Here is a 19,127-nt window from a genome sequence, read left to right as displayed (position 1 = left end):
GCTTCACAGGTGTGGACCATTGGCTGCCGAATTCGCGTCAACCTGTCATTTCCGCAGGCCACAAGGGGTTCACGCGCCGTTGACGCACGCGGAGTGCCGCTGATAGACACACTCTTCACCCAGCTGGCGTCACCCGTTCTGGCTCGATCAAGCACTCCGACAAGCCGTTCCTGTGCCCATGACGACGCGAGGTCACGATCGATGAGCACCCAAGACCAGCACGGCAGCGGGCGCTCGCGCCCGGACTCCCATCGGACCCGCACCCCCCGGCTGCTCGCCGCCGCCCTGACGCTCACGGCCGCCCTCGCGACACCGCTCACCGCACCCCAGCAGGCCGAGGCGAAGCCGGGCGACAAGGTCCTCACCGTGGCGGTCGCCCAGAGCGTGGACTCGCTGAGCCCCTTCCTGGCGACGCGTCTGGTCAGTACGAGCATCAACCGGCTGATGTACGAGTACCTCACCGACTACGACCCCAAGGACGCCCACACGATCCCCGGGCTCGCCACCCGGTGGACGCCCTCCGCCGACAAGCTGACCTGGACCTACACGATCCGCTCCGGCACCGAGTGGTCGGACGGGGAGAAGGTCACCGCCGAGGACGCGGCGTGGACGTTCGACAAGATGATGAGCGACGAGAAGGCCGCCACCGCGAACGGCAGCTTCGTCGCCAACTTCAGGAAGGTCACGGCTCCCAGCGCCACCCGGCTGGTCGTGGAACTCAAGAAGCCGCAGGCCACCATGACCGCCCTCGACGTCCCGATCGTGCCCAAGCACATCTGGGAGCACGTGGAGGACTTCTCGAAGTTCAACAACGACAAGAGCTTCCCCGTCGTCGGCAACGGGCCCTTCGTCCTCACCGACTACAAGCCCGACAGCTATGTGCGGCTCAAGCCCAACAAGCGCTTCTGGCGCGGGGCCCCGAAGTTCGACGAGCTGGTGTTCAAGTACTACAAGGACGGTGACGCGGCCGTCGCGGCCCTGCAGAAGGGCGAGGTCTCCTTCGTGAGCGGGCTGACCCCCGCTCAGTCCTCCGCACTCCGTGGACAGAAGGACATCAGGGTCAACGACTCACCGGGCCGCCGCTTCTACGCCATCGCCACCAACCCGGGCGCCCGGTCCAGGGACGGCCAACGCTTCGGCGACGGCCACGAGTCGCTGCTCGACCAGAAGGTGCGGCAGGCGCTGTTCATGGCGGTCGACCGCAAGACCATCGTCGACAAGGTCTTCCAGGGGCACGCGGTCGAGGGGGCCGGGTACATCCCGCCGCGCTTCACCACGTACTTCTGGAAGCCGTCGGCGGGCCAGGAACTCGCCTACGACCCGGCCAAGGCGGCCCAGCTGCTCGACGAGGCGGGCTACCGGAGGAACGGCGACGGCAAACGCGTCGGCAAGGACGGCAAGCCGATCGACTACCGGCTCCTGTGCCACTCCACCGACCCGAACGACAAGGCGGTCGGCCAGTACCTGAAGGAGTGGTGGGGCAAGCTCGGCATCGGCGTCAGGCTCGACTGCCTGGACAACGTGACCGATCCCTGGCTCGCCGGCAAGTACGACCTCGCCTTCGACGGCTGGTCCGTCAACCCCGACCCGGACTTCGTGCTGTCGATCCACACCTGCGCGGCACTCCCGTCCACCCCCAGGAGCACCGGCGCCACGGACGACTTCATCTGCGACAAGACGTACGACGAGCTCTACGCCCGCCAGCTGGCGGAGTACGACCCCGGCCGTCGGGCCGCCCTCGTCAAGCAGGTGGAGTCACGGCTGTACGACCTCGGGTACATGAACGTCATGGCGTATCCGAACGCGGTCGAGGCCTATCGGACGGACCAGATCACGTCGATCACCACCATGCCGGAGAAGTCGGGCAACCTCTACGGCCAGGACGGCTACTGGAGTTGGTGGTCGGCCGTTCCGGCGGACTCCGGTGGCTCCGCCGGCGGTTCCTCGTCCACCGGGGTGGTCCTCGGCATCGTCGCGGGCGTGGTGGTCCTGGTGGGCGCCGGGGTGTTCTTCGCGGTGCGTCGCCGTGCCACCGCCGAGGACCGTGAGTAGCGGATGAACCCCCCAGTGGCACAGACCCGGCAGGCAGCCGCCCATGACCGCTGACGCAGCCTCCGCACCGGTGGACGGGGCCGGGGGCCCGGTCCCCTCCGGTCCGCAGGCCCGCATGCCGCGGGCCGGCGCCGAGCGGGCGTACCTGCGGTACGCGGCGGGCAAGGCCGGCGGCGCGGCCGTCTCGCTGCTCGCCGTCCTCGTCACCAGCTTCTTCCTCTTCCGCCTGATCCCCGGCGACCCCATCAAGTACATGACGGGCGGCCGGCCGGTGTCCGCCGAACAACTGGCCGCCTACCGCAGGGAGTTCGGCCTCGACCTGCCGCTGTGGGAGCAGTTCACGGACTACTGCCGCAAGGCGCTCACCGGGGACCTCGGCACGTCGTACCAGTTCCGGGCACCCGTCCTCGACAAGATCACCGAGGCACTGCCGAACACCCTGCTGCTGACCGGTACCGCGTTCGTCCTCTACACGGCCCTCGGCATGTTCCTCGGTACCCGCTCGGCATGGCGCCACGGCGGGCTCGGCGACCGGCTCAACACCGGTCTGGCGCTGACCCTCTACTCGATCCCGTCGTTCTGGCTGGGCCTCCTGCTCATCATCGTGTTGGCGGTGGGCACAGGGCCGATACCCGGCCTCTTCCCGACCGGCGGCATGGAGTCGGGCGGCAAGCAGGGCCTCGCGTACGTCATCGACGTCGCCCACCACCTCGTCCTGCCGGTCCTCACGCTGGTCGCGGTCGAGTACGGGCAGACGCTGCTGGTCACCCGCTCGGCGCTGCTCGACGAGATGGGCGGCGACTACCTGACCACCGCACGCGCCAAGGGACTCAGGGACGACCTGGTGCGGCGTCGGCACGCCGTGCCGAACGCGCTGCTGCCCACCGTGACACTGATCTTCGTCAATCTCGGCCGGACCGTGGCGGGTGTGATCCTCGTCGAGAGCGTGTTCTCCTGGCCCGGTCTCGGCGGCCTCTTCTACCAGGCACTGAGCGTGCCCGATCTCCCCCTGGTCCAGGGCCTGTTCTTCGTCTTCGCCGCGGCGGTGATCGTGATGAACACCCTGGCCGACCTGATCTATCCGCTGCTCGATCCCCGGGTGGGCCGATGACGACCGAAGCGACACCCCCGGTGGCGAAGGCCGGCCCGCGCACGCTCGCACGGCAGCGCCGCCGTCGCGCCGCCGTCCGGTTCTGGCGGCAGTACCGCACGCAGCGCGCCGGGCTGCTGGGCCTGGCCGCACTCGTGCTCTTCGCACTGGTCGCGCTGACCGCGCCGCTGACCGTCGGCTCCGACGTGGCCGGCGTCACCGGCGCGCCGGGCCGGCCGCTGGAGAGTCCGAGCGGCACGTTCCTCCTGGGCACCGACCGGTTCGGGCGCGATCTGCTGGGCCTGGTGGTGTGGGGTTCCCGGGTCTCGCTCCTGGTCGGGCTGCTCGCGGCCGTGCTGTCCGTGGCGATCGGTGCCCTGGCCGGGATCACGGCCGGGCACTTCCGTGGCGCGTACGCCACCGTGATCATGCGGATCACGGACTGGTTCCTGGTGATGCCGACGCTGGTCCTCGCCATCGCCCTCGCCACCGTGATGTCCCGCTCGCTCGGCACGGTCGTCCTGGCGATCGGCGTGACGTCCTGGCCGACCACGGCCCGGCTGGTGCGGGCACAGACGCTGGCGGTGGAGTCGCGGCCCTACATCGAGCGCGCCCGAGCGCTGGGCGGCGGCCACTGGCACATCATGGGCCGGCACGTGCTGCCCAACGTGATGCCCCTGGTGCTGGCGCAGACGACCCTGATGATCTCCTCCTCCATCCTCGCCGAGGCGACGCTGGCCTTCCTCGGCCTGGGCGATCCGACGGTGGTGTCGTGGGGCGGGCTGCTCCAGGACGCGCGCGAGGCGGGCGCGGTCAGCTCCGGCGACTGGTGGTACCTGGTCCCGCCGGGCTTCGCGATCGCCGTCGTCGCCCTGGCCTTCACCCTGTGCGGCCGCGCGGTGGAATCCGTTCTCAACCCGAGGCTGGGGGAGGCCCGTTGACACTGCTGGAGGTCCGGAACCTGGAAGTGACCTATGCGGGCGGGGCGGCCGCGGTGCGGGGAGTGGACCTCGTGCTGGGGGCGGGGCAGAAGCTCGGCGTCGCGGGCGAGTCCGGCTGCGGGAAGTCCACGCTGGCGCTCGCGCTGCTCAGGCTGCTGCCGTCCGGTACCCGGGTCGGCGGGGAGATCCTGTGGAACGGCGAGGACGTTCTGACGATGCGCTGGGGGCGGGTGCGGGCGGTCCGCTGGGCGGGCGCCTCGATCGTCTTCCAGGGGGCGATGCACTCGCTCAACGCCGTGCACCGCGTGGGCGACCAGATCGCCGAGCCGATCCTGGTGCATCGCCGGGCGACCGCCGCCCAGGCACGCAGGAAGGCGGGTGAGCTCCTGGAGCACGTGGGTCTGCCGGCGGCGCGGGCGGCGGCGTATCCGCACGAACTCTCCGGCGGTCAGCGCCAGCGCGTCATGATCGCCATGGCGCTGGCCTGCGATCCTCGGCTGATCGTCGCCGACGAGCCGACGACGGCTCTCGACGTGATGATCCAGGCGCAGATCCTGCGGCTGATCGGACAGCTCGTCGCCGAACAGGACCTGGGCCTGATCATGATCAGCCACGATCTGGCGGTGCTCGCCGAGACCTGCGACCGGCTCGCGGTGATGTACGCGGGCCGGGTGGTCGAGGAGGGGCCCGCCCGCGAGGTCTACGAGGACCCCCGGCACCCGTACGGCAGGGCCCTGTCCGCGGCGTTCCCCCGTATCGGCGACCCGGCCTCCCGGTTCGCCCCGCGTGGCCTGGCGGGCGATCCGCCCGATCCCTCCGGCCTGCCGTCCGGCTGTGCCTTCCACCCGCGCTGTCCCGTGGCCCTCGACGGATGCGCCACACAGGACCAGGCGCTGCGGGACGCCGGCCCGGGGCGACGGGCGGCCTGTGTGCACGTGGAGACGACGGTCCCCGGCCCCACCGCCGCGGCCGAGGACGCGAGGAGCAGCCCATGACGACACCACCGCCCCTGCTCAGCGCGCGGGGGCTGCACGTGAGCTTCCCCGGGCGGCACGGCGGGCCCCCGGCCCGGGCCGTGGACGGTGTCGATCTCGACATCGGGCCCGGGGAGATCGTGGCGCTGGTCGGCGAGTCGGGATGCGGGAAGACGACACTGGCCCGTTCGCTGCTGGGCCTCGTGCCACCCACCTCCGGGAGCATCGCCTTCGCGGGGCGGCCGCTGGAGTACTCCTCACGCGCCCTGAAGGCGCACCGCGGCCGGGTTCAGCTGGTGCTCCAGGATCCGAGCGGGTCGCTGAATCCGCGGCACACGGTGTACGACGCGGTCGCCGAAGGGCTGCGGATCCACCGGTACGCCGGAGACGAACGCGCGGCGGTCTCGCGGGCCCTGTCCCGGGCGGGGCTGCGGCCGCCCGAGCGCTTCCTGCTGCGCCACCCGCACGAGCTGTCCGGAGGGCAGCGTCAGCGCGTGGTGATCGCGGGCGCGCTCGTCCTGGAGCCCGAAATCGTCGTCGCCGACGAGCCGGTGGCCTCGCTCGACGCCTCCGTGCGCGGCGAGATCCTGGCGCTGCTGCTCCGGCTACGCGCCGAACTGGGCCTGTCCGCCCTGGTGGTGACGCACGACCTGGGTCTGGCCTGGAACATCGCCGACCGGGTCGCGGTGATGTATCTGGGCCGGATCGTGGAGACCGGAGACGTCGAGCGGGTGCTGACGGCGCCTCGGCATCCCTACACCCAGGCACTGCTGTCGGTCCTGCCGGAGGCGCCAGGGGACCCGGTGGTGCTGGCCGGGGAGCCACCGGACCCGACCCGGATCCCTTCCGGCTGCCGCTTCCGGGCCCGCTGCCAGGTCCTGGCGAGCGGCGCGGCCGATCGGGCGGGCGTCGCCGACGCCTGCCACGGCCTGGATCCGGAGGTGCTCGGCGGAGGGGGCGGGGAGCAGGTGGCGTGCCACTGGGCGCGGGCGCAGGTGGCTCGGGCCCCTCTGACGGATCTCCGCGGCGTCGCGACCCCCGGCCCGCACCCTCGCCGCACCGGACACCGCTCCTTGTCCCACCAAGACCCGTCAGAAGCGCCCTAGCCGATGTCCTGCGGCGGCCCGTCGACGGCCACCAGTTCGACCTCGAATCCATCCGAGTTCGCCAGATAGGCCGCGTAGTGCCCCGGTCCCCCGGCATGGGGATACCGCTCCGCGAAGAGCGGCACCCACCCGTGGGCGGCCGCCGTGTCGGCGAGGGCGTCGACGTCCCTACGGCTTCCGGCGTGGAACGCGAGGTGGTTGAGCCCCGGACGCATCCGGTCGTGGTGGGTGCCGCCCATCGCCGGCGACTGCTCGACGACGACGTACACCGGCCCCTGGCGCCAGCTGCGGCCGTGCCGCCATTCCTGGTACGGCCGGTAGCCGAGCCTGGTCAGGAGCCAGCCCCATTCCCGTACCGCGCGCGGCAGGTCGGGGACCCACAGCTCGATGTGGTGGAGCATCTCGGACTTCCTGGTGCGGGTGTGCGGACGGTCCCGAAACGCCGGTTCCCGGCACCACGGGAGGTGCCGGGAACCGGTGGGTCCGGGAAGAGGTCAGGCCGCGTGCACGACGTCCTTCTCCTCGGCGAAGTGGCAGGCCGACTCGTGGGCCACCGGAGTGTCCGCGTCCTTGAAGCGCTCCGGGATCGCCAGTAGCGGCACCTCGGTGGCGCACTTGTCCTGGGCCTTCCAGCACCGGGTGCGGAAGCGGCAGCCGGAGGGCGGGTTGGCCGGGGACGGCACGTCGCCGGTCAGGATGATCCGCTCACGATGCTCGCGGGCGTCCGGGTCCGGCACGGGGACCGCCGACAGCAGCGCCTGGGTGTAGGGGTGCGTCGGGTGGTCGTAGATCTGCTCGTCGCTGCCGATCTCGACGATCCGGCCGAGGTACATCACGCCCACCCGGTCGGAGATGTGCCGGACGATCGACAGGTCGTGCGCGATGAAGAGGTAGGAGAGGTTGAACTCGTCCTGCAGTCTCTCCATCAGGTTGATGACCTGTGCCTGGACGGACACGTCCAGCGCCGACACCGGCTCGTCGCAGATGATGATCTCGGGGTTGAGCGCGAGACCGCGGGCGATGCCGATGCGCTGGCGCTGACCGCCGGAGAACTGGTGCGGATAGCGGTTGATGTACTCGGGGTTGAGGCCCACGACGTCCAGCAGTTCCTGGACCTTGCGCCGCCGGTCGCCCTTCGGCGCCACCTCGGGGTGGATGTCGAACGGCTCCCCGATGATGTCGCCCACCGTCATACGCGGGTTGAGCGAGGTGTACGGGTCCTGGAAGACCATCTGGATGTTGCGGCGCACGGCCTTCTGGGCGCGCCCGGACAGCTTGGTGATGTCCTGGCCCTTGTAGAAGATCTCGCCCGCGGTGGCCTGCTCCAGATGCATCAGGAGCTTGGCGACCGTGGACTTGCCGCAGCCCGACTCGCCGACGATGCCGAGGGTCTCGCCCTGGTACAGGTCGAAGGAGACACCGTCGACGGCCTTGACCGCGCCGATCTGCCGCTTGAAGAGGATGCCCTGGGTCAGCGGGAAGTGCTTGACCAGGTTGCGCACCTGAAGAATCGGCTCACCGCGCTCGACCGGCGCCTCGATCGCGGCGACCGCCTCCTCCTCGGACCGTGCGTCCACCACCTCGACGTCGGAGACGTTCGGCATGGCGTCGGCCGGCTCGTCCTTCTTGATCGGCTCAGCCATGGATCGTCTCCTTCCAGAAGTGGCACGCGGAGCCGCGCCCCACCAGTTCCGTACCGTCCTGCTCAGTGACCGGGACCAGGGCCGGCACTTCGCTGCGGCAGACGTCCTGCGCCCTGCCGCAGCGCGGGTTGAACGCGCAGCCCGGCGGGATCTGCTGCAGGTTGGGCGGCAGGCCCTTGATCGCGTACAGCTCATGACCCTTGAGGTCCAGGCGCGGGATCGAGTCGAGCAGACCACGCGTGTACGGGTGCGCGGGGCGCTTGTACAGCTCGTGGACCGGAGCCTCCTCGACGATCCGGCCCGCGTACATCACAGCGATCTTGTCGGCGACGTCCGCGACCACGCCGAGGTCGTGGGTGATCAGGATCAGACCCATGTTGTACTCGCGCTGCAGTTCCGCGAGCAGATCCATGACCTGGGCCTGGACCGTCACGTCGAGGGCCGTGGTCGGCTCGTCGGCGATGATCAGGTCCGGCTCCAGGGCCAGCGCCATGGCGATCATGATGCGCTGGCGCATACCGCCGGAGAACTGGTGCGGGTAGTCGCCGACACGCTCCCGTGCGGCGGGGATCCGCACCCGGTCCATCAGCTCGATGGCCTTGGCCTTGGCGTCCTTGCGCGACAGGCCCTGGTGCGCCCGGAACATCTCACCGAGCTGGAAACCGACGGAGAGCACGGGGTTGAGCGAGGACAGCGCGTCCTGGAAGATCATCGCCATCTTGGCGCCGCGCAGCTTGCGCCGCTCGTTCTCCGGCAGGCTCAGGATGTCCTGTCCCTGGAAGAGGATCTGGCCCTTGGTGATCTGCCCGGGAGGGCTGTCCAGGATGCCCATGACGGCCTGCGCGGTGACGGACTTGCCGGAGCCCGACTCACCGAGCACGGCGAGCGTCTCGCCGGCGTTGACGCTGTAGTTGACGCCGTTGACCGCCTTGGTCACCGAGTCACGGACCTTGAACTCCACGTGCAGGTCGCGGACTTCGAGAAGTGGCGCGGTCCCCTCCGGCCCGGTGCTCGTGGGGGCCGTCTCCTGGCTGGTCATGCCGTCACCTTCGTCTTGCTTGCTCAAGGGGGTTGAAGTCATGGCTGCGCCTCACCGGAGCTTCGGGTCGAGAGCGTCGCGCAGACCGTTGCCCAGCAGGATGAAGCCCAGCGCGGTGATGACGATCGCGAGGCTGGGGTAGGTCCACATGAAGTCCTTGACCCCCATGAACCCACGGCCGGCGGAGATCATGTTCCCCCACTCCGCGACCTCGGGGTCCACTCCGACACCGAGGTAGGACAGCGACGCCTCGGCCACGATCGCGATGCCGACGTTGCTCGTGCCGTACACCAGCACCGACGTCAGCGAGTTGGGCAGGATGTGCTTGCGGATGATCCGGCTCCGGCTCGCGCCGAGGGCCTCTGCGGCGTGCACGAAGTCCATCTCGCGGACGGAGAGGATCTGGCTGCGCAACAGGCGGGCGAAGGTCGCCCACTGGAAGATGCCCAGCGACAGGACGACGGGCAGCACACCGCGGCCCATCAGCAGGATGATGACGATGGCGCCGATCAGCAGCGGGAAGGCGAAGAAGATGTCCGCCGTGCGCATGATCACCGTGTCCACCCAGCGGCCGAAGTAGCCGGCCAGCGCGCCCAGGACGACGCCGAGGGTCAGTGCGACGAGGATCGAGGCGAGGCCCACGACCACGGCGATCCGGCTGCCGTAGAGGAGGCGAGAGAGCTGGTCCCGGCCGAGCGCGTCGGTGCCGAGCAGGTGTCCGGCGCCCGGGGACTGGAGGGTGGCGTTCAGATCCTGCCGGAGCGGATCGTGCGGCGCGAGCAGAGGGGCGAATATGGCCGTGAGAATGAGGACGAGGATGATCGCCAGGCCGACGACGGCCAGCTTGTTGGCGAAGAAGCGGTGCCGGATGTCGGCCCACTGACTGACCCTGGCGACGCTGGGTTCGGCGTCCTGCCGCACCGCGGCGGGGTCGACCGCCGCAGGCTCTCCCGTGCCCGTGACGAGTTCGGTCATGGTGTGACTCCTAGAGGGGGACGAACCTTGCGGGTCAGGAAAGGCGGATACGCGGGTCGAGGACGGCGTACAGCAGGTCGACGACCAGGTTCAGCAGGACGAAGACCGCCACGCTGATCGTCACCACACCCACGATGATGGGGTTGTTGTTCTGCTGGATCGCCTGGATCAGCGCGAGCCCGATGCCGTTCCAGTTGAAGATCGTCTCCGTGATGATCGCGCCGCCGAGCAGCGTGCCGAAGGAGATGCCCAGGTAGGTGATCACCGGAATGACCGAGTTCCGCAGGATGTGACGGAAGAGGACCGTCCGGCGCGAAAGCCCCTTGGCCACGGCCGTCTTGACGTAGTCGGCCCGCAGCACCTCGAGCATCGTGCTCCGGGCCAGCTGGGCGACGAGGGCGGCGTCGATGATCGCCAGGGTCACGGCCGGAAGCACCATCGACTTGAAGCTGTCGTCGGCGATCAGCGGGAACCAGTTCAGTTCCACGACGAAGAACCGCTGCATCAGCATGCCGAGCACGAAGGCAGGTACGCCGATGGCCAGTGTGGTCACGAAGGTCGCCGACACGTCCCAGATCGAGTATCTGCGCATCGCCGCCACCACGCCGACGGAGATGCCGATGACGATGTCGACCACGATCGCCGCGACGGCCAGCTTCGCCGTGTTGCCCAGCTTGGGCATCAGGATCTCCGAGACCGGCCGGCTCTGCGTGTAGTCCTCGCCGAGATCACCCGTCACGAGCTTGCCCACGTAGTTGCCGTACTGCACGACCAAGGGCTTGTCCAGCCCGTACTGCTTGTGCAGCTGCTCGATCACGGCCGGATCGCGTGCCTTGTCGCTGCCCGCGATCTGCCCCACCGGGTCACCGGGGAGCACGAACAGGCAGGCGAACAGAATCATGGTCGCGCCGAGCACGACCACGACCAGCTGGCCCAGCCTGCGGACCACATACCTTCCCATGACTTGCCTCTCTGCCTAGCTGCCGCTTCCTGAGCAGCTCCCCCACCCCAGAGTTGGTGGGGGTGGTGGGGGGTAGGGGGACGGGAGGGCGGATCGCACCACTCCCGACGGTCGTCGAGGGCCGTGGCCGCCGAGTCGAACTCGGCACCCCACGGCCCCCGGTCGCCAGACGCCGCGGCACCGCGGCACCCGATTACTTCAGGCTGATCTCAGCGAGGTTCGGGTCCTCGTGGAAGTCCAGCTTGATGTTGGCGAACTTCTTGGTGTTGGCGAGACGCAGCTGGGTTCGGTTCCACAGCGGGATCAGGGCCTGGTCGTCCAGGGCGACCTTCTCGGCCTGCTTGTACAGCGCGTTGCGGCCGGCCTGGTCCTTGGTCGCGCGGGCCTTGGCCACCAGGTCGTCGAACGCCTTGTTGCTGTAACGGGCGCGGTTGTCACCCGTGACCTTGCCCGACGCGTCCTTGTTGATGGACGCGGTGTCGAGCAGCGGGTACAGGTAGTTGTCCGGCGTCGGGTAGTCCGCACCCCAGGCGTAGCGGTACAGACCCGAGGCGCCCGCCTTCTGCTCATCGGCCAGCAGCTCGGCGAACGGCTTGCCGACGCTCTGCACCTTGACGCCGAGGACGTCCTCGAGCTGCTGCTTGACGGCCTGGATCCACTCCTCGTGGCCCGCGCCGGTGTTGTAGGCGACCTGGATGGTGCTGCCCGGCTTCAGACCGCCCTCGGCGGCGAGCTGCTTGGCCTTGGCCTTGTCCTGCTTGACGCAGGTGGCGCACAGGTCCTTCTGGTACACGTCCTTGAAGACGGGCGGCAGGATCGTCGTCGACTTGGTCTGCATGCCCTGGAAGACGCCCTTGATGATGGCGTCCCGGTCGATCGCGTACGAGACCGCCTGGCGCGCCTTCACGTCCTTCAGCGGGCCGTTGTCGGTGACCGGCAGGAGGTAGTTCATACCGTTGGTGTCCTGCGCGATCCACTCACCCTGCGCGTCGTACTTGGCCTTGGCGGCCGGCAGCTGCGGGGTGGGCATACGGGCCCAGTCGTACTGACCCGACTCGAAGCCCTGGTACTCCAGCGTGACGCCGTTGTTGGAGTTCAGGATGTCGACCTGCACCTTGTCCAGATGAGCCTTGGTCAGACCGTAGTCGTCGTTGCGGACCATGGTGATCGACTTGTTGTGCTCCCACTTGCCCTGCATCTTGAAGGGCCCGTTGCCGATGGGAGCTTCGTTGTACGTCTTGTTCTTGGCGTCGCCCGCGACCTTGGGAACGGGGCTGAAGACCGTGTGCGTGGTCTTGATGTAGAACTCGAAGTCCGCGGCGGAGAGCTTCACCTGGAGGGTGTACGGGTCCGGCGCACTGAGCCCGGACAGGCTCGTCGCCTTGCCCGCCTGGACCTGGTCGAAGCCCGCGATGCCGGCCAGGTGGTAGGCCACGTCGGACGCGGCCGACTTCTGCGCCACACGGTTCCAGCCACGGATGAAGGCCTCGGCGTTCACCGGCTCGCCGTTGGTGAACTTGGTGCCCTGCTTGATCTTGAAGGTCCACGTCTTGCCGTCGGCGCTGACCTCCTTGGAGGTGGCCAGCGCGGGAACGACCTGGCCGTCCGCGGTCGGCAGGTACAGCCCCGTGAAGAGGTTGGACGCGACCAGCGTGCCCTCGGACTCCTGTGCGTTGTAGGGGTCGATGGCCACCGGCTCGGTGATGCCCATCCTGAAGGTGCCACCGGCCTTGGCGGAGCCACTGCCGCCGCCGCTGCCGCTGTCGCTGCCACCGCAGGCAGTCGCCGCAAGGGCAATGACTATCGTCCCCGCGACCCACTTGGCGCTCTTGGCACCGCGCATGGGTTCCTCCTCATGAGTCCTGTTGTTCACCGCAAGACGGAGCACACGACATCCCACGGACAAGAAGAACGGGGAAGGTCAAGTGCAGCCGCACGCTCGTGAGTCGGCGCCTCCTGCAGCGCATGACTCGTTGACCCGAGCTCTACGCGCCTAACTATCTGCCATGGGCCATGACCGAACCACACCCCCAAGGTCTCGGTTCGATCACACCTGTCGCCTACTTCTTCCAAAATCCGGACAAACGGTTTGACGAAAGATCCCTGCGAAACGGACTTGTTACACAACTATCGGTGCGCAGTGTCCGGAGAGCGGACAAGATCACGTAAAACCGGTTGCGCTCAACGGTGGAGAGCTGTTCTCGACACCAGGAGCGGGACGAACCGCGACAGATCACTCGGGCGGCGACCGCACATTCCGGCAACCTTAGCGCCGCAAGGGCACGGAAGCGGGCGAACAGGACCCTCGAACCGTGCTATAGGGATAACCCTGCATCGGCTCCTCCGGAGCCGGCTCATGATCACTCAGCCGGGGCCCGCCCGGGTCCGGGCGGCACTTCCGCGGCCCGGCCGGACCGCGGACGGGCACCTCTCGGACATCCCGCGCCCCGGGCCCGTGAGGCTCGCGGAGGCGCTGTCTCCTGGGCACCCCGTACCATGGGGTGAGGCCGTGGCATGTTCAGCCCGGCAGGGCCCGCGTAACACAGACGTACGCGCAGGCCGTCCTCACCACTCCGGGAGTACGCCACACCATGGCAACGCGCCACGACATCCGCAACGTCGCCATCGTCGCCCACGTCGACCACGGCAAGACGACCATCGTCGACGGCATGCTGAAGCAGGCCGGTGCCTTCGCCGCCCACCAGCTCGACCAGGTCGACGACCGCGTCATGGACTCGAACGACCTGGAGCGTGAGAAGGGCATCACGATCCTCGCCAAGAACACCGCGGTGAAGTATCACCCGAAGGACGGCGGGGACCCCATCACCATCAACATCATCGACACCCCCGGACACGCCGACTTCGGCGGCGAGGTCGAGCGCGGTCTGTCGATGGTCGACGGTGTCGTCCTGCTCGTCGACGCGTCCGAGGGCCCGCTCCCGCAGACCCGCTTCGTGCTGCGCAAGGCGCTGCAGGCCCGGCTGCCCGTCATCCTGTGCATCAACAAGACGGACCGGCCCGACGCCCGTATCGACGAGGTCGTGAACGAGGCGTACGACCTGTTCCTGGACCTCGACGCGGACGAGGACCAGATCGAGTTCCCGATCGTCTACGCCTGCGGCCGCGACGGCATCGCCTCCCTCACCAAGCCCGAGGACGGTACGGTCCCGGCCGACAGCGACAGCCTGGAGCCGTTCTTCTCCACGATCCTTGAGCACATCCCGGCCCCGGTCTACGACGAGGACGCCCCGCTCCAGGCGCACGTCACCAACCTGGACGCCGACAACTTCCTCGGCCGTATCGCGCTGCTCCGCGTCGAGCAGGGCGAACTGCGCAAGGGCCAGACGGTCGCCTGGATCAAGCGTGACGGCAGCGTCGGCAACGTGCGCATCTCCGAGCTGATGATGACCGAGGCGCTCACCCGCAAGCCCGCCGAGAAGGCCGGCCCGGGTGACATCTGTGCCGTCGCCGGCATCCCCGACATCATGATCGGCGAGACCCTGGCCGACCCGGAGAACCCGGTCGCCCTCCCGCTGATCACGGTCGACGAGCCCGCGATCTCCATGGTCATCGGTACGAACACCTCGCCGCTGGTCGGCAAGGGCGGCACCGGCAAGGGCGCCAACGCGAAGGCCGCCGTGAAGGACCGCAAGGTCACCGCCCGGCAGGTCAAGGACCGCCTCGACCGCGAGATGATCGGCAACGTCTCTCTGCGGGTCCTGGACACCGAGCGGCCGGACGCCTGGGAGGTCCAGGGCCGTGGTGAGCTGGCGCTCGCCATCCTGGTCGAGACCATGCGCCGTGAGGGCTACGAGCTGACGGTCGGCAAGCCGCAGGTCGTCACCAAGGAGGTCGACGGCAAGGTGCACGAGCCGGTCGAGCGCATGACGATCGACGTGCCCGAGGAGCACATGGGCGCGGTCACCCAGCTCATGGGCGTCCGCAAGGGCCGCATGGACAACATGTCCAACCACGGCTCCGGCTGGGTCCGCATGGAGTTCGTGGTGCCCTCGCGCGGTCTCATCGGCTTCCGTACCGAGTTCCTCACGGGCACCCGCGGCACGGGCATCGCCCACTCCATCCACGAGGGCCACGAGCCCTGGTTCGGCCCCCTCCAGACCCGTAACAACGGCTCGCTGGTGGCCGACCGCTCCGGCTCCGTCACCGCGTTCGCGATGACGAACCTGCAGGAGCGCGGCACGCTCTTCGTGGAGCCGGGCACCGAGGTGTACGAGGGCATGATCGTCGGTGAGAACTCCCGCTCCGACGACATGGACGTCAACATCACCAAGGAGAAGAAGCTCACCAACATCCGGTCGGCCACGGCGGACATCGCCGAGTCGATCGTGCCGCCGCGCAAGCTGTCGCTGGAGCAGTCCCTGGAGTTCTGCCGCGACGACGAGTGCGTCGAGGTGACCCCCGAGGCCGTGCGCATCCGCAAGGTCGTCCTCGACCAGCGCGAGCGCGCCCGCGCCGCCAGCCGCGCCAAGCACAGCTGACGCCGACGCGCGCCGCGATACCCGTCGCGGCGCGCCGAGACAGACGTCTTCCCGCGGGCGGGCCTCCTGGACGAGGCCCGCCCGCGAGACAGACGTCTTCCCGCGGGCGGGCCTCCTGGACGAGGCCCGCCCGCCTCTCTTCTCCGGCTAGTGCTGCGACCGGAAAGGTTCACCGGCTCGCGACGCCCGGCAAACCTTTCCGGCCACAGCACTAGGGCGTTTGTGACGGGCTCGCCGACGGATGGGCGCCCTTCTTGAGGAAGCCGATGTCCTCGTAGCCCGGGGTCTGGAAGCCGAAGGCTCCCGCGTTGACCAGGCCGGTGCGGGCCGCAATGAGCTGGGGGCGCTGGTAGAGCGGGATCGAGGCCGCGGTGGCCCAGATGCGGGCGTCCGCCTTGCGCACCAGGTCCCGCTCCTCGTCCTCGTCCAGTGTGGCGATCGCCTGGGCGAACAGCTGGTCCACCTGGTCGGTGCCGACCCTGGTGTAGTTCTGCTCGACGCTCAGCGAGCCGTCCGCCGCCGGCACCGGCTTGGCGTAGATCGGCCGGGCGTCGGTCGCGGGGAACGCGGAGGCGGGCCATGAGTACAGGGCCAGGTCGTAGTCCCCGGACGCGACGTGGTCCTTGAAGTAGGTGTCGTCGGCGACCTTGGTGATCTCCGTGCGGATCCCGATCTTCTCCAGCATGCGGGAGATGCGGTCGCCGACGGTCCGCAGGGACTGCGAGCCCGGCCCGGACGGCAGCACGAACCGCAGCAGCAGCGGCTTGCCGTCCTTGGCGAGCACCCCGGCCGCGGCACCTCCCGGAGCGGCGGTGCCCTTGGGCGCGTACGCCCCCGGCGCTCCGCCGGGCCGGCCGCCCTCCTGCTGGAACCCACCGTCGATGTGCTTGCCCGCCCGCTCGTCGGGGTCCCGCCCGTCGTGCTTGTCCGAGTGGTCCCCGGGGTCCTGCCGCCCGGGCGCCTTGTTGTCCCCGCCGACGATGTACGTCCCGTCGTCGCCCGAGCCGGCCGACTCCCGGCTCTGGGGGCCGGCCGCGCCCTTCTTCTGCTCCTTGACCGACCCGCCGGCCACCCAGCCCGCCTCGCTCAGCAACGCATGTGCCTGACCGGTGTCCTGTTTGCCGAGCGCACCGCTGTTGTCGGCGTACGCGTCCTGTCCGGACAGCGCCAGATGGCTGCCGACCGGCACGGCGGGCAGCCCGAGCGGCTTGAGGACCAGTCCGGCCAGCTGGGCGCGGTCGAGGGCGCGCGCCACGGCCTGGCGCACGCGCTCGTCGGCGAGCGGGCCCCGGGAGCCGTTCAGGGCGAGCTGTGTGTAGGCGGGTTCCAGGGACTTGCGGATCGCGAAGCCGGCCGGCACCTGTTGTTCCTGGGCGCCCGGCGCGCCCGTGCCGCCGCCCCGCCCGGCATCGGCGGAGGGCCCCTGGAAGGGGGTGCTGCCGCCCTTGTCACGGGCGGCCGGCGTGACCCGCTGGGCCTCCTCCGGGTCGATCTCCGCCATGTCGATCTTCCCGTCGGCGAGCGCGGCGGCCCGCTTGTCGCGCGGCACGGCCACGAGCACGATCTCGGAGAGCTTGGCGGGGTGCCCCCACCAGCGCGGATTGCGGGTGAGGGTGACGCTGCCGTCCTTGTGGTCGACCGTCTGGAGCGAGAACGGGCCGGCCGTGACCTTGAGCTCCCGCCTCGCTCCGTCGTTGAAGCCGCCCGGGGTGCCCGTGACGTCCTTCGGGTACAGCGGCGAGAACAGCGACTTCCAGTCGGCGTACGGCTTGCCGAAGGTGACCTTGACCTCAAGGTTGTTCGCGCCCCGCTCGACCTTCTCGATGCGGTCGTAGCCGGCGTTGCGCGCGGTCCAGTACGCGCTCTCCCTGCCGGAGAGGGCGCGCCACTGCGCGGCGAAGTCGTCGGCGCCGATCTCCCGGCCGTCGCTCCAGACGGCCTGCTGGTTGAGGCGGTAGACGACCACTTGCTTGGGCTCGGTCGACACCACTTTGGCGGATTCGAGGTAGTCCGGGTTGCCCTGCGGCCGTCCGTTGGCGTCGAGCCGGAACATCGAGGGCAGGACGGCCCCGGCGATACGGGCGGTCGCGGTGTCGGCGTCGGCCTGGAAGGTGTTCAGGGTCTCGGGCACGGCGTCGACGGCCCAGTGCAGGGTTCCGCCGTCGGCGACGAGGTCGCGTGCGGCCGGTGCGATGTCCTGCGCGGCGATCGGCCGGCTGGGCTTCTCCTCGGAGCCGCAGGCGGCCAGCGCGGTGACCGCGAGGGCTCCCGCGGTGAGGAATGCGACCGAGCGCAGCACCGCGCGCGGTCCGACGCCGTCGTGGGACATCACGTCTACCTCCGGGGGGCGCTCCGCGGATCGTCGGGCGTTATGATCCGGTTTGGGAGTATTTGGAGCTGATCAGAATGTATGAGCCCACTGAAGAGGAAAGGGTTCAGCGGTATGCGGCGACACGTCGACGACCCTGGGAACGCCACCCGTGCGGCGTAACCGGTGCCCGGCCCCACGGGGCAGGAATTCGAATACGCACCCGCACACATCGACACGCGTCGGCCAATCCCTGCACGTCCCTTCACACCGGCTGCTGTGACGCGCAACACTCGCAGGCGCATGAACGTTGCCACCTGGGGCCTCGGGCCCATGGAAACGAGGTCATGTCATGTCCGTATACGACGAACTGACATCAGTTCAGCGGTGCCTCGACGACCTGTACCGGTCGGTCGGACGCCTGGAGCAGCAGATCGGCAGCGGCGGGCTCGACATACGCCGCGTCCGCACCGACGCCGACCATCTGCGCGAGAGCGTGGCGCTGCTGCGAGAGGCGGCCTCCGTCCATGCCTCGCCCCGGCGTCCGGATCTCGTCACGATCTCCGACGCGCCCTACGACAACACGCTGTGGACGGACTCGGACGACGAGGGTCTCGGCGCCCGCGACCGGCACGCCCCCTGACCCCCCGAAGGCCCCGGAGGCGGACGAGCCGACAACAGAGAGGTGCGCTTTCCTTGGCCACTGGTACGGAACCTCCCGACACACAACCCCATCCTCCCGGCGGCGTGCGGACGGGTGCGCGTGCCGCCATCGCCGCTTCGCATCTGCGGACCGACCGCTGGTGGCTGGCCCCGGCCGCCACCGCGGCGGGACTGCTGGCCTTCGTCGTGTACTCGACCTGGCGCGCCTTCGCCGATGCGGACTACTACGCGGCGCCCTACGTCTCGCCGTTCTACTCGCCCTGCCTGGCGGAGCGGTGCCGGACCATGCACGCGGGGCCCAACGCCGACCTCTTCGGCAGCTGGTGGGCCATCTCCCCGGCGATCATCATCCTGATCTTCCCGCTGGGCTTCCGGCTGACCTGCTACTACTACCGCAAGGCCTACTACCGCGGCTTCTGGCTGTCGCCCCCGGCCTGTGCGGTGGCGGAGCCACACCGGAAGTACACCGGTGAGACCCGCTTCCCACTGGTCCTGCAGAACATCCACCGGTACTTCTTCTACGCGGCGATCCTCGTGGCGGGCGTCCTCACGTACGACACCGTGCTCGCCTTCCGGGACCAGCACTACCACTGGGGCCATATGGGCCTGGGCACGCTGGTCTTCCTGGTGAACATCGCCCTGATCTGGGCGTACACCCTCTCCTGCCACTCCTGCCGGCACATCGTCGCGGGCCGGCTCAGGCACTTCTCCAAGCATCCCGTGCGCTACCGGGCGTGGCAGTTCGTCAGCAGGCTGAACGCGCGTCACATGCTGCTGGCCTGGGCGTCCCTGGTCAGCGTGGCCCTCGCCGACTTCTACGTGTACCTGGTGGCGTCCGGCGCCTTCGACGATCCGCGCTTCTTCTAGATTGAGTGG

At 69.3% G+C, this 19,127-nt stretch carries 15 protein-coding genes; 8 read left to right on the top strand and 7 right to left on the bottom strand.

Annotated elements, in window-relative coordinates:
• Positions 1–201: 201 nt before the first annotated feature.
• From ASC56_RS17625 to ASC56_RS17605, 5 genes are read left to right on the top strand one after another with little or no spacing between them, the layout of a single operon-like run.
• Positions 202–2,052 carry an ABC transporter substrate-binding protein gene (locus tag ASC56_RS17625; protein ID WP_055492384.1) on the top strand — a complete coding sequence of 617 codons (1,851 nt, stop codon included), beginning with the start codon at positions 202–204 and terminating at the stop codon, positions 2,050–2,052.
• Between the two features lie 43 nt (positions 2,053–2,095).
• Positions 2,096–3,163, top strand: a complete 1,068-nt coding sequence (locus ASC56_RS17620) for an ABC transporter permease (RefSeq protein WP_107309279.1) — start codon at positions 2,096–2,098, stop codon at positions 3,161–3,163.
• Positions 3,160–4,083 carry an ABC transporter permease gene (locus ASC56_RS17615; RefSeq protein WP_055492383.1) on the top strand — a complete coding sequence of 308 codons (924 nt, stop codon included), beginning with the start codon at positions 3,160–3,162 and terminating at the stop codon, positions 4,081–4,083. The genes ASC56_RS17620 and ASC56_RS17615 overlap by 4 nt, the downstream gene beginning before the upstream one ends.
• Complete coding sequence (locus ASC56_RS17610) at positions 4,080–5,078, top strand: ABC transporter ATP-binding protein (protein WP_055492382.1); 999 nt, start codon at positions 4,080–4,082, stop codon at positions 5,076–5,078. Before ASC56_RS17615 ends, ASC56_RS17610 begins: the two co-directional genes overlap by 4 nt.
• Positions 5,075–6,163, top strand: a complete 1,089-nt coding sequence (locus ASC56_RS17605) for an ABC transporter ATP-binding protein (protein WP_079102573.1) — start codon at positions 5,075–5,077, stop codon at positions 6,161–6,163. The genes ASC56_RS17610 and ASC56_RS17605 overlap by 4 nt, the downstream gene beginning before the upstream one ends.
• On the opposite strand, the gene ASC56_RS17600 is transcribed toward ASC56_RS17605, so the two are convergent.
• The 6 genes from ASC56_RS17600 to ASC56_RS17575 form a co-directional block, all read right to left on the bottom strand.
• Positions 6,160–6,564: a VOC family protein gene (locus ASC56_RS17600; protein WP_055492381.1), complete on the bottom strand. Its 405-nt coding sequence runs from the start codon at positions 6,562–6,564 to the stop codon at positions 6,160–6,162. The genes ASC56_RS17605 and ASC56_RS17600 overlap by 4 nt on opposite strands.
• Positions 6,565–6,657: 93 nt before the next feature.
• Positions 6,658–7,806, bottom strand: a complete 1,149-nt coding sequence (locus ASC56_RS17595) for an ABC transporter ATP-binding protein (protein WP_055492380.1) — start codon at positions 7,804–7,806, stop codon at positions 6,658–6,660.
• Positions 7,799–8,845 carry an ABC transporter ATP-binding protein gene (locus ASC56_RS17590; protein ID WP_055492379.1) on the bottom strand — a complete coding sequence of 349 codons (1,047 nt, stop codon included), beginning with the start codon at positions 8,843–8,845 and terminating at the stop codon, positions 7,799–7,801. Before ASC56_RS17590 ends, ASC56_RS17595 begins: the two co-directional genes overlap by 8 nt.
• Positions 8,846–8,896: 51 nt before the next feature.
• The gene (locus ASC56_RS17585) at positions 8,897–9,820 is read right to left on the bottom strand and encodes an ABC transporter permease (protein ID WP_055492378.1); all 924 of its coding nucleotides are present in this window, start codon (positions 9,818–9,820) and stop codon (positions 8,897–8,899) included.
• Between the two features lie 34 nt (positions 9,821–9,854).
• Positions 9,855–10,781, bottom strand: a complete 927-nt coding sequence (locus ASC56_RS17580) for an ABC transporter permease (protein ID WP_055492377.1) — start codon at positions 10,779–10,781, stop codon at positions 9,855–9,857.
• Positions 10,782–10,974: 193 nt separating this feature from the next.
• Positions 10,975–12,624 (bottom strand): ABC transporter substrate-binding protein, encoded by a 1,650-nt coding sequence (locus ASC56_RS17575; RefSeq protein ID WP_055492376.1) that lies wholly within the window; start codon positions 12,622–12,624, stop codon positions 10,975–10,977.
• Between the two features lie 748 nt (positions 12,625–13,372).
• On the opposite strand from ASC56_RS17575, the gene typA reads away from it, so the two are divergent.
• Complete coding sequence (gene typA, locus ASC56_RS17570; protein ID WP_055492375.1) at positions 13,373–15,280, top strand: translational GTPase TypA; 1,908 nt, start codon at positions 13,373–13,375, stop codon at positions 15,278–15,280.
• 211 nt (positions 15,281–15,491) lie between these two features.
• Here typA and ASC56_RS17565 read toward each other — a convergent pair whose 3' ends face one another.
• Positions 15,492–17,609 (bottom strand): ABC transporter family substrate-binding protein, encoded by a 2,118-nt coding sequence (locus ASC56_RS17565; protein WP_055492374.1) that lies wholly within the window; start codon positions 17,607–17,609, stop codon positions 15,492–15,494.
• A 331-nt stretch (positions 17,610–17,940) separates the two neighbouring features.
• On the opposite strand from ASC56_RS17565, the gene ASC56_RS17560 reads away from it, so the two are divergent.
• Both ASC56_RS17560 and ASC56_RS17555 read left to right on the top strand, forming a co-directional pair.
• Complete coding sequence (locus tag ASC56_RS17560; protein WP_055492373.1) at positions 17,941–18,231, top strand: hypothetical protein; 291 nt, start codon at positions 17,941–17,943, stop codon at positions 18,229–18,231.
• 53 nt (positions 18,232–18,284) lie between these two features.
• Positions 18,285–19,118, top strand: coding sequence for a hypothetical protein (locus ASC56_RS17555; protein WP_055492372.1), 834 nt, complete (start codon positions 18,285–18,287; stop codon positions 19,116–19,118).
• Positions 19,119–19,127: the final 9 nt, after the last annotated feature.

Source organism: Streptomyces sp. TP-A0356 (assembly GCF_001417775.1).
Lineage (GTDB): Bacteria > Actinomycetota > Actinomycetes > Streptomycetales > Streptomycetaceae > Streptomyces.
Note: the sequence above shows the minus strand (reverse complement) of the source record. Positions and strands in the feature narration are given on the sequence as shown.

What these genes read in the sequence shown, in the direction of transcription:
- ASC56_RS17565 (WP_055492374.1), bottom strand. Translation starts at nt 17,609, where the DNA reads ATGTCCCACGACGGCGTCGGACCGCGCGCGGTGCTGCGCTCGGTCGCA.
- ASC56_RS17590 (WP_055492379.1), bottom strand. Translation starts at nt 8,845, where the DNA reads ATGACCAGCCAGGAGACGGCCCCCACGAGCACCGGGCCGGAGGGGACC.
- ASC56_RS17605 (WP_079102573.1), top strand. Translation starts at nt 5,075, where the DNA reads ATGACGACACCACCGCCCCTGCTCAGCGCGCGGGGGCTGCACGTGAGC.
- ASC56_RS17620 (WP_107309279.1), top strand. Translation starts at nt 2,096, where the DNA reads ATGACCGCTGACGCAGCCTCCGCACCGGTGGACGGGGCCGGGGGCCCG.
- typA (WP_055492375.1), top strand. Translation starts at nt 13,373, where the DNA reads ATGGCAACGCGCCACGACATCCGCAACGTCGCCATCGTCGCCCACGTC.
- ASC56_RS17575 (WP_055492376.1), bottom strand. Translation starts at nt 12,624, where the DNA reads ATGCGCGGTGCCAAGAGCGCCAAGTGGGTCGCGGGGACGATAGTCATT.
- ASC56_RS17615 (WP_055492383.1), top strand. Translation starts at nt 3,160, where the DNA reads ATGACGACCGAAGCGACACCCCCGGTGGCGAAGGCCGGCCCGCGCACG.
- ASC56_RS17585 (WP_055492378.1), bottom strand. Translation starts at nt 9,820, where the DNA reads ATGACCGAACTCGTCACGGGCACGGGAGAGCCTGCGGCGGTCGACCCC.
- ASC56_RS17625 (WP_055492384.1), top strand. Translation starts at nt 202, where the DNA reads ATGAGCACCCAAGACCAGCACGGCAGCGGGCGCTCGCGCCCGGACTCC.
- ASC56_RS17600 (WP_055492381.1), bottom strand. Translation starts at nt 6,564, where the DNA reads ATGCTCCACCACATCGAGCTGTGGGTCCCCGACCTGCCGCGCGCGGTA.
- ASC56_RS17560 (WP_055492373.1), top strand. Translation starts at nt 17,941, where the DNA reads ATGTCCGTATACGACGAACTGACATCAGTTCAGCGGTGCCTCGACGAC.
- ASC56_RS17595 (WP_055492380.1), bottom strand. Translation starts at nt 7,806, where the DNA reads ATGGCTGAGCCGATCAAGAAGGACGAGCCGGCCGACGCCATGCCGAAC.
- ASC56_RS17580 (WP_055492377.1), bottom strand. Translation starts at nt 10,781, where the DNA reads ATGGGAAGGTATGTGGTCCGCAGGCTGGGCCAGCTGGTCGTGGTCGTG.